Annotated in this window: 9 protein-coding genes and 1 tRNA gene; 2 read left to right on the top strand and 8 right to left on the bottom strand. The window is 68.4% G+C overall.

Translation table 11 applies throughout. From position 1 onward, the window contains the following. Nucleotides 1-146: 146 nt before the first annotated feature. The 6 genes from rsgA to ACFWPJ_RS05300 form a co-directional block, all read right to left on the bottom strand. Entirely contained in the window at nucleotides 147-1178 is a 1032-nt protein-coding gene (rsgA, locus tag ACFWPJ_RS05275; protein WP_378847419.1) for a ribosome small subunit-dependent GTPase A, read from the bottom strand. Between the two features lie 243 nt (nucleotides 1179-1421). Further along, nucleotides 1422-1949 (bottom strand): hypothetical protein, encoded by a 528-nt coding sequence (locus tag ACFWPJ_RS05280; RefSeq protein ID WP_378847421.1) that lies wholly within the window; start codon nucleotides 1947-1949, stop codon nucleotides 1422-1424. Between the two features lie 59 nt (nucleotides 1950-2008). After that, nucleotides 2009-3121, bottom strand: a complete 1113-nt coding sequence (locus ACFWPJ_RS05285; protein WP_378847424.1) for a glycosyltransferase — start codon at nucleotides 3119-3121, stop codon at nucleotides 2009-2011. Beyond that, a complete protein-coding gene (locus ACFWPJ_RS05290; protein ID WP_378847426.1) occupies nucleotides 3118-3960 on the bottom strand; it encodes an ABC transporter ATP-binding protein in 843 nt (280 codons plus the stop codon). The genes ACFWPJ_RS05285 and ACFWPJ_RS05290 overlap by 4 nt, the downstream gene beginning before the upstream one ends. Before the next feature lie 13 nt (nucleotides 3961-3973). Further along, the gene (locus tag ACFWPJ_RS05295) at nucleotides 3974-4759 is read right to left on the bottom strand and encodes an ABC transporter permease (protein WP_378847464.1); all 786 of its coding nucleotides are present in this window, start codon (nucleotides 4757-4759) and stop codon (nucleotides 3974-3976) included. 222 nt (nucleotides 4760-4981) lie between these two features. Then, on the bottom strand, nucleotides 4982-5569 hold the full coding sequence (locus ACFWPJ_RS05300) for a bacterial proteasome activator family protein (RefSeq protein WP_378847429.1): 588 nt from the start codon (nucleotides 5567-5569) through the stop codon (nucleotides 4982-4984). Between the two features lie 86 nt (nucleotides 5570-5655). On the opposite strand from ACFWPJ_RS05300, the gene ACFWPJ_RS05305 reads away from it, so the two are divergent. Beyond that, nucleotides 5656-6858 (top strand): cysteine desulfurase-like protein, encoded by a 1203-nt coding sequence (locus tag ACFWPJ_RS05305; RefSeq protein WP_378847432.1) that lies wholly within the window; start codon nucleotides 5656-5658, stop codon nucleotides 6856-6858. An 80-nt stretch (nucleotides 6859-6938) separates the two neighbouring features. Here the strand turns inward: ACFWPJ_RS05305 and ACFWPJ_RS05310 are convergent, their stop codons facing one another. Next, nucleotides 6939-7940, bottom strand: coding sequence for an NAD(P)H-quinone oxidoreductase (locus tag ACFWPJ_RS05310; RefSeq protein WP_378847467.1), 1002 nt, complete (start codon nucleotides 7938-7940; stop codon nucleotides 6939-6941). A gap of 79 nt (nucleotides 7941-8019) precedes the next feature. Here ACFWPJ_RS05310 and ACFWPJ_RS05315 point away from each other — a divergent pair. Then, a tRNA-Ser gene (locus tag ACFWPJ_RS05315) sits at nucleotides 8020-8104 on the top strand. Nucleotides 8105-8107: 3 nt separating this feature from the next. Here the strand turns inward: ACFWPJ_RS05315 and ACFWPJ_RS05320 are convergent. Beyond that, on the bottom strand, nucleotides 8108-8521 hold the full coding sequence (locus ACFWPJ_RS05320; protein ID WP_378847470.1) for a nuclear transport factor 2 family protein: 414 nt from the start codon (nucleotides 8519-8521) through the stop codon (nucleotides 8108-8110). Nucleotides 8522-8541 lie beyond the last annotated feature (20 nt).

Genomic DNA, 8541 nt, shown 5'->3' on the forward strand with positions numbered 1-8541 from the left:
CCCGACCCCCGGCCACTCCCACCCCCACCCCCCCCCCTGATCCCGACCTACACCCCCCCCCCCCCCCCCCTACGCCCCCCCCCCCCCCCGTTTCTCGGTCAGCCCATATGCTCACACCAGAGCGTGGTGATCATTTGTCCAGGGGGTTAGCGGTGGCCGCGTTCGCGGTATTGGCGGCGCTGCTGTTTGGCGATGGTGCGCCAGACCTGGGCTCGTTCGGCGGCGAGGCGCTTGTCGGTGCGGGCCGCCATCCATTCGTTCTCCTTGGCCAACTTGCGATAGCTCGTCAGACGGCGTTCGGGGAGGGTGCCGGCGGCGAGGGCGGCCAGGACGGCGCAGCCGGGTTCGGTCTGGTGGGCGCAGTCGGCGAAACGGCATTCGGCGGCGAGGGATTCGATGTCGCTGAATGTCTTGCCGATGCCCTCGGCCGCGTCGTACAGGCCGATGCCGCGCAGCCCGGGAGTGTCGATGAGCGTGCCGCCGCCGGGGAGCGGACGCAGCTCACGATGCACCGTGGTGTGGCGGCCCTTGCCGTCTACCGCGCGAACGGCGTTGGTGGCGAACACCGCCGCGCCGAGCAGGGCATTGGCGAGGGTCGATTTGCCCGCACCGGACGGACCGATCAGCGCGACCGTTCCGGTGAGCACAGCCGTGAGCACATCCAAGCCGACATCGGCGGCGGCGCTCACCGCGAGCACCGTCGCCCCTGGCGCGACGGCACGCACCTCGTCGAGCGGGATATCCACCGCCGCATCGGCTTTGGTGAGCACGACGACCGGCTGCGCATTGCTCTCCCAGGCCAGTGCGAGCATCCGCTCGATCCGCCCCAGGTCGACGTCACCGTCGGCGGCGCTGCAGATCAGCACCGTATCCACATTGGTGGCCAGCACCTGGGCGACCGAGCGCCCGGACACCGACGAGCGCATGATCGCCGAGTGCCGGGGGAGTAGTTGCCGCACAGTGCCTTCGGCATCGAGCCCGACCCAGTCGCCGGTACACAGTCCGCTGATGTCGCGCGGACAGGCGGCCCGCGCCGGGCCACTCGGGGTGACCACATCGCACTCGCTGCGGTCCATCCGGACGATGCGGGCGGGGGTGAGATCGCCGAGCAGCGGCAGATATCCAGAAGCTACGGCTTCGGTCCAGCCGTAAGGGACGAGCAGGTCGTAGTCGACCATTGGTGTGAAGTCCTTCGTCGGGCGCCGAACCCGACAACGGGTTCAGCGAGTAGAGGTGATGTCCGGAACGGCCAGGGCAGGCGCGCAATCGCGCTCCCCGGGCACGGCAATCCACACGGCTGTACTCACGGACATCCACCTCCTCTCCAACGTTGCTCCCACTGTGCCGCACACCGCGACACCGCACAACTGATTTATGCCACCGAGGGCTGACGAATCAGCTCCCGGTGGCGTCGACGCAGGTTACGGGACGACGATCTCGGTCGAGGCGGGCAGACTGGGACGGTCGGTGCGCACGGTGACCTGGAACCGGCCGGGACCGGTGGGGGCGATCACCTGGAACGGGTAGGTGCTGTTGTGGCGGGCGGGAACGAAATGCGTCATCGAGCCGGTGGCACCGTTGTCCAGGTTCCGCCAGTCGACGATGACGTTCACATCGCACGTCAGCAGAGCGGGAGCCATGTTGCCGAGCAGGCCCTGCGAGATGCGCAGCGAGATGCTGTGGGTGGCACCGGGCGCCACGCTCGGGGAGTTGAGCGGTCCGTCGAACGCGGTGCCGCCCACGTTCACGAGGCCGAAGCAGACGCCGTTGCCGAGCGTCGGCACCGGGGCCGTGCGCAGTTCGTTCATCACACAGGAGCGGGGGCCGACGTTGGACGCGCCGAGCTGACAGGTGTCATCGGCGTTGGCGGTGCCCGGCACGGCCAGGCATAGTGCACTGCCGGCGAGGATGGCGGCAGCGGTGGACGCGAAACTCGTTCGTAAGGTCACCTACCGATCCTAGGTCGCGAGATCGGCAGGACCTACCCCCCTATTTCTGGGGGCTCCGCCTAGTCCGGTTTGCCGAACTGTTCGTTCCGGCCGAGCGAGCGCAGCCGGAACCATTCCTTGAGCCCGGCCGGGTCGCGACGGGTCACCAGGAAGAACCAGGAGAAGCGAATCCACTCCTGCGGCAACAACTTGCGCATACCGGGCTGCGACATCAGATAGCCGCGATTGCGGTAGGTGAAATAGCGCTTGACCGGGTCGTCCGGGTACTGGGTGTGCATCCGCCCGCCCAGGATCGGCTTGAATTCCTCGGCGCCGTTGGGATGCAGGTAGGCGGTCTGCAGGCAGGTGCCGAAGGGCAGCCCGGAGCGGACCAGGCGGCGGTGCACCTCCACCTCGTCGCCGCGCACGAACAGCCGTAGGTCGGGCACACCGATCAGATCCACGGCCTTCGCCGAGATCAGCGCGCCGTTGAACAGCGAGGCGATGCCAGGCAGGAAGTCCTCGTCACCGAGCTCCGAGCGCAGCCGTCGCCACACCACGCCACGGCGCAGGGGGAACGCGAGCCGGTCGGGTTCGTCGATATCGCAGACCACCGGCGATACCTCGACCAGGTTGTGCCTGCGTGCGCAATCGATCAGTGTCGCGAGCACTTCGGGCCCGTCGGGGCGGCCGTCGTCGTCGGCCAGCCACACCCAATCGGCGCCCTGGGTGAGCGCGTGCAGCATGCCGAGCGCGAAACCACCGGCGCCGCCCAGGTTGTGCCGTGAACCCAGGTAGGTGGCCTCGATCGGCTGCTGCGCGACCAGTTCGGCCACCGCGTCCTCGTTGGCATTGTCGACGACGATCAGATGGTCGACCGGACGTGACTGCGAGGCGAGGACTTTCAATGACTCGGCGAGCAGCTCACGGCGCTTGTGGGTGACGACCACCGCGATGATCCGCGCGCTCGGCCCGGTCTCGGTCGTGATGTCGGCGGGTTCGGCGCCTGCGGGCAGTTCCGCGTCATCAGCCGGCGCGAGGACCTGCGCGGACGCCGGTTCGCCGGGCAGCACCGCGTCATCGGCCATGGCAGCGGCGGGCTCGACGGGTGCCGCGGTCGCCGCGAGGCGGTCGGTCATGCTGAACCCACCCGGCACGGCAGCCGGAGCAGCCTCGTCACGTTGCCCGCTCATGCCTGATTCTGCTCCAGTTCTTTCTCGTCCGCCGCGCCCGCTGCGCCCTCGGTCTCCAGCTCACGCAGCACCTGTGCCACGTGATTACCCGCGTCGGGACCCTCGTACGCTCGCACGACTTCCTCGATGCCGCCCTGCAGCCGGATCTGGCCGTGGTCGACCCACATCGCGGTGTCGCACAGCTGGGCGAGGAACTCGTTGGAATGGCTGGCGAAGACGAGGATGCCCGAGCGCGCGACCAGCGACTGCAGCCGCGTGCGCGCCTTCTTCATGAACTCGGCGTCGACCGCGCCGATGCCCTCGTCGAGCAGCAGGATCTCGGGGTCGATCGAGGTGACGACGCCCATCGCCAGGCGCACCCGCATACCGGTGGAGTAGGTGCGCAGCGGCATCGACAGGTACTCGCCGAGCTCGGTGAAGTCGGCGATCTCGTCGATCTTGGACATCATCTGCTTGCGGGTCTGCCCGAGGAACAGGCCGCGGATGATGATGTTCTCGTAGCCGGAGATCTCCGGGTCCATGCCGACACCGAGGTCGAACACCGGTGCCACCCGGCCGCGGATGCGCGCGCTGCCGCGGGAGGGTTCGTAGATGCCCGACAGCAGCCGCAGCAGCGTCGACTTGCCCGCGCCGTTGTGGCCGACAAGGCCGACCCGGTCGCCTTCCTTGAGCGACAGGTTGATGTCACGCAGCGCCTCGACGACGACCACATCGGAGCTGTTGCGCCCGATCGCGCCGCCCGCCTTGCCGAGGAACGCCTTCTTCAGCGACCGCGACTTGGCGTCGAAGATGGGGAACTCGACCCACGCCTGCTGGGTTTCGATACTCACACGGCTCATCGGGAGTCTGCTCCTAAACCCAGTACGGGACGCGGGCACGGTACTGCTTGAGCGCCAGGATCGCGACGACCCAGCCGACCACCGTGATCGCGCCGACGATCGCCCAGTGATGCCACTCCGACGGCTCGCCGAGCAGCGGCGCGCGCACGATCTCCAGGTAGTGGAAGGTGGGCACGATCTCGATCAGCTTGGCCCGGTCGCTCATGCCGCCGACCGAGTTCTCCAGCGCCTTCGTCGACCACATGACCGGGGTCAGCACGAACAGCATCAGCGTCATCGAGCTCAGGATCGGGGCGATGTCGCGGTAGCGGGTGGAGAAGATGCCGAACACGATCGACACCCACATGGCATTGAGGAACAGCAGGACGATCGCGGGGAACACCAGCAGGATCGACCAGTTCAGGTCACGCCAGATCGAGAACGCGACCACCAGCAGGGCGTAGATCGCCGCGTTGTGGATGAAGAACAGGAACTGCCGCCACACCAGCCGGTACACATGCACGCTCAGCGCCGACGGCAGCTGTTTGATCAGGCCCTCGTTGGCGATGAACACATCGGAACCCTCGAGGATCGAGGCGCTGATGACGTTCCACACGATCAGGCCGACCGTCACATACGGCAGGTACTCGCTGATCGGCTGATTGAGCAGCGTCGAATACAGCAGACCCATCGCCAGCGCCTGCAGCCCGGTCGCGATGGTGATCCAGAACGGGCCGAGCACCGAACGGCGGTACCGCTGCTTGATGTCCTGCCAGCCCAGTGACAGCCATAGCTCGCGCTGATGGAAGCCGTCGCGCATGTCCTTGAACGCGCGCTTGAACGTCTGCGAGTCCGACACGATCGGCGGCGCGACCTCGGCCTCGGTCACCGGGGAGTTGTCGTCGGAATGCACGGGGCTCTCTTCGGTACGCGCGTCACTGCGATCGGAGACCGAATCGGGACGAGCGGCAGCTGCGGGCACGGTCCCCGACCTTACAGTGTCGGCCCCTGGCAGGTGCCGGGTGTGCGTAGGCCCGGCGACCTACAGGTACTGCCCACCCCCGACGTGGCCACCGGCCTTGTGATCACCCGCGTGCACGCCGGGTGGCAAGGCGCCCTGACGCATCTGTTCCAGCTGCGCGCGGGCGGCCATCTGCTGGGCGAACAGCGCGGTCTGGATGCCGTGGAACAGGCCTTCGAGCCAGCCGACCAGCTGGGCCTGGGCGATCCGCAGTTCGGCGTCCGACGGCACCGACTCGTCGGTGAACGGCAGGGTGAGCCGCTCGAGCTCCTCGCGCAGTTCGGGGGCGAGGCCCTGCTCGAGCTCGCGGACCGAGGACTTGTGGATCTCCTTGAGCCGGGTCCGGCTCGCGTCGTCGAGTGGAGCCGCCCGCACCTCCTCGAGCAGCTGCTTGATCATGGTGCCGATGCGCATCACCTTGGCGGGCTGCTCGACCATGTCGGCCAGCGACTCACCCTCCTCGGCGTCGTCGGTGGCGGGCTTCTCGTCGTCGGGCACGACCTGTCCGGTGAACGTGGAGCCGCCGTTCTGGTCGGCGGGCACGGTGAGCGGACGGCCGTCGGGGCCGATCACGACGATGGATTCCGGGACATCCTCCGAGTGCGTCATATCCCCATCATTGCGTGTGTGCCGGGTTCGCGCTAAAACCCCGACGCGGTTACACCGGGACGCCCGCTGCCCTTAAAGTGGCCACCATGACTTATGACGTCGCGAGGGTTCGGGGCCTGATACCGTCCCTGGGCGACGGCTGGATTCATCTGGACCCGCAGGCGGGGATGCTCGTTCCCGATTCGGTATCGCGTGCCGTCTCAACGGGTTTCCGCACCTCCTCGTTTTCCCACATCGGCCGCCACGGTGCGGCGACCCGCAGCGGTGCGATCCTCGACGCCGCGCGCGCGGCGGTCGCCGACCTGGTCGGTGGAGATCCGGCCGGCGTCGTGCTCGGACCCGATCGCGCGGTGCTGCTGGCCTGGCTGGCCGAATCGCTGAGTTCCCGGCTCGGTCTCGGCACCGGCATCGTGCTGTCCCGGCTCGACGACGAGGCAAATGTCGCCCCGTGGCTGCGCATCGCCAACCGCTACGGCGCGCACGTGCGCTGGGCCGAGGTCGAGATCGAGACCTGCGAGATGCCGTCCTGGCAGTTCGAAGAGCTCATCGGCCCGACCGCGCGCCTGGTCGCGCTCACCGCCGCGTCCCCGATCGTCGGCTCGGCGCCCGCGGTCCGGGTGGCCGCCGACCGGGTGCACGACGTGGGCGGTCTGCTGGTCGCCGACGCGTTCGGCGCCGCACCGTACGCGCTGATCGATATCGACGAACTCAACGCCGACGTGGTCGCGCTGAGCGCGCCGTCCTGGGGCGGCCCGCAGGTGGGCGCGCTGGTTTTCCGTGACCCGGCGTTCCTCGACCGCATCCCGTCGATGTCGCTCAATCCCTATGCCAAGGGTGCTGAACGGCTCGAGGTCGGCGGGCATCAGTACGCGCTGCTGGCCGGGCTCACCGAGTCGATCGACTTCCTCGCCGGGCTCGACGAACGCGCCCGAGGCACCCGCCGCGAACGGCTCGAGATGTCGATCACCTCGCTGCAGGACTATCACGACCAGCTGTTCGACCACCTGATGCAGGTGCTCGAGAAGGTCGAGAACCTCACCGTGATCGGCCGCGCCTCCACCCGCATCCCGACCGTCAGTTTCACGATGGCGGGCATGCAGGCGGAGAAGGTCGCGGCCAAGCTGGCCGACAACCGGATCGGCACGGTCTCCGGCGTGCACGGCGGCAGCCGACTACTGGACGCGCTCGGTGTCAACGACGAGGGTGGCGCCGTCACCATCGGTCTGGCGCCGTACACAACGCGCTATGAGATCGACCAGCTCGGACGCGCGCTGAGTTCGCTCGAATAACCTGCGTCCGCCGTTCACTTTCCGCCGGAACGGTCGAATTCCCGCCGACCACGGCAATCAGTGAACGCCCAGCGCAGTTCTCAGTCGCGGACCCGCAGAACTACCTTGCCGAAGGTCCCCGAGTCGTCGAGCAATTCGTGCGCACGGCCCGCCTCGGTGATCGGCAGCTCGGCGGAGATCACCGGCACGATCTCGCCCGCGGCGATCTGCGGCCACAGCTGCGCGCGCACCGCGGCGACGACCTCGGCCTTGCTGCCCACACCGGTGCGCGGCCGGTTGCGCACATTCGTCGCGTGCACCGTGCCCCATTTGCCCAGCAGCGTGGCCAGGTTCAACGTCCCCGCGACGCCGCCCTGCATGCCGATCACCACCAGCTGACCGTGCGGTGCCAGCGTCTCCACATTGCGTTCCAGATACAGCGCGCCCATGTTGTCGAGGATGACGTCGGCGCCCGCACCACCGGCCGCCGACTGCTCCGCCACGATCTCGGCGACGAAATCCTGGGTCTTGTAGTTGATCAGCAGCTCGGCCCCCAGCTCGGCGCACTTGGCCAGCTTCGCGTCCGATCCCGCCGTCACCGCCACCCGCGCCCCGAGCCGCCGCGCCACCTGAATCGCGTGCGTCCCGATCCCACCGCCGCCACCGTGGATCAACACCAGCTGCCCCGACCGCAGCCCCGCGGTCAGCACCAGGTTCGACCACACCGTGGTCGCCACCTCGGGCAGACCCGCCGCGGCGACCGGATCGAGCCCGTCCGGAATCGGCAACAGCTGGGTCGCGGGCACCGCCACCAGCTCGGCGTACCCGCCGCCCGCCAGCAGCGCACACACCCGATCCCCGACCTGCCAATCCCGCACCCCGTCCCCGAGCGCGACGATCGTCCCCGAACACTCCAGCCCCGGCACCGAACTCGCATCGGCGGGCGGCGGATAGAACCCGCGCCGCTGCAATACGTCGGCCCGATTCACCCCCGCCGCGATGACCTCGACCAGCACTTCCCCCGGCCGCGGCTCCGGATCGACCGTCACGGTCCACTCCATCACCTCGGGCCCACCGAAACCGTTCAACTCGACAGCATGCATGTAGCTGTGCCTCTCCACTTTCCCCATGTCATCAGCGAGATCCGTCGCTGCGGATGCGTCCGCTACGATCTCACTCTAGGGAGACGTGGCAGAGCGGCCGAATGCACTCGCCTTGAAAGCGAGCATGGGTAACACCATCGGGGGTTCAAATCCCTCCGTCTCCGCTCTTACTCCTCGTCCCAGGCTTGGATCGAGGTCTGGTCGACGATGCGGCCGTCGCGGATGTCGGCCATCGAGTGGACCAGGACGCGGGTGCCGTCGGGGTAGCGGCAGGATTCGACGAAGGCGACGTGGTCGCCGTCCATCAGGATGCTCTCCAGCTTGTGGGTCATCTCGCGGGCGCACACGTCGGTGAACATGTCGCCGATCGCCGAACGTCCGTGCAGCACACGGGGATGGCTGGGCTGGTCGTGGTGGTCGACCATCCGGATCTCGGCGTCGTCGCCGTACAGTGCCAGCAGTGTTGCCGCGTCGCGGCCTTGGGTTGCGCGGCGGCGCGGGGGGGGCTCGCAAAACCCACAGGGATGGGGGGGCCTCGGGGGGGACCCCGCGCCGCGGGAACGCTGCGGGCCACGGGGGATAGGGCCGGGACCCCCGCCCA

This window comes from Nocardia sp. NPDC058497 (assembly GCF_042720195.1).
GTDB lineage: Bacteria > Actinomycetota > Actinomycetes > Mycobacteriales > Mycobacteriaceae > Nocardia.

Excerpts from the sequence above, each read along its gene's own strand:
- ACFWPJ_RS05285 (WP_378847424.1), bottom strand. The coding sequence starts at position 3,121 with ATGAGCGGGCAACGTGACGAGGCTGCTCCGGCTGCCGTGCCGGGTGGG.
- ACFWPJ_RS05295 (WP_378847464.1), bottom strand. The coding sequence starts at position 4,759 with ATGCGCGACGGCTTCCATCAGCGCGAGCTATGGCTGTCACTGGGCTGG.
- rsgA (WP_378847419.1), bottom strand. The coding sequence starts at position 1,178 with ATGGTCGACTACGACCTGCTCGTCCCTTACGGCTGGACCGAAGCCGTA.
- ACFWPJ_RS05305 (WP_378847432.1), top strand. The coding sequence starts at position 5,656 with ATGACTTATGACGTCGCGAGGGTTCGGGGCCTGATACCGTCCCTGGGC.
- ACFWPJ_RS05290 (WP_378847426.1), bottom strand. The coding sequence starts at position 3,960 with ATGAGCCGTGTGAGTATCGAAACCCAGCAGGCGTGGGTCGAGTTCCCC.
- ACFWPJ_RS05300 (WP_378847429.1), bottom strand. The coding sequence starts at position 5,569 with ATGACGCACTCGGAGGATGTCCCGGAATCCATCGTCGTGATCGGCCCC.
- ACFWPJ_RS05310 (WP_378847467.1), bottom strand. The coding sequence starts at position 7,940 with ATGCATGCTGTCGAGTTGAACGGTTTCGGTGGGCCCGAGGTGATGGAG.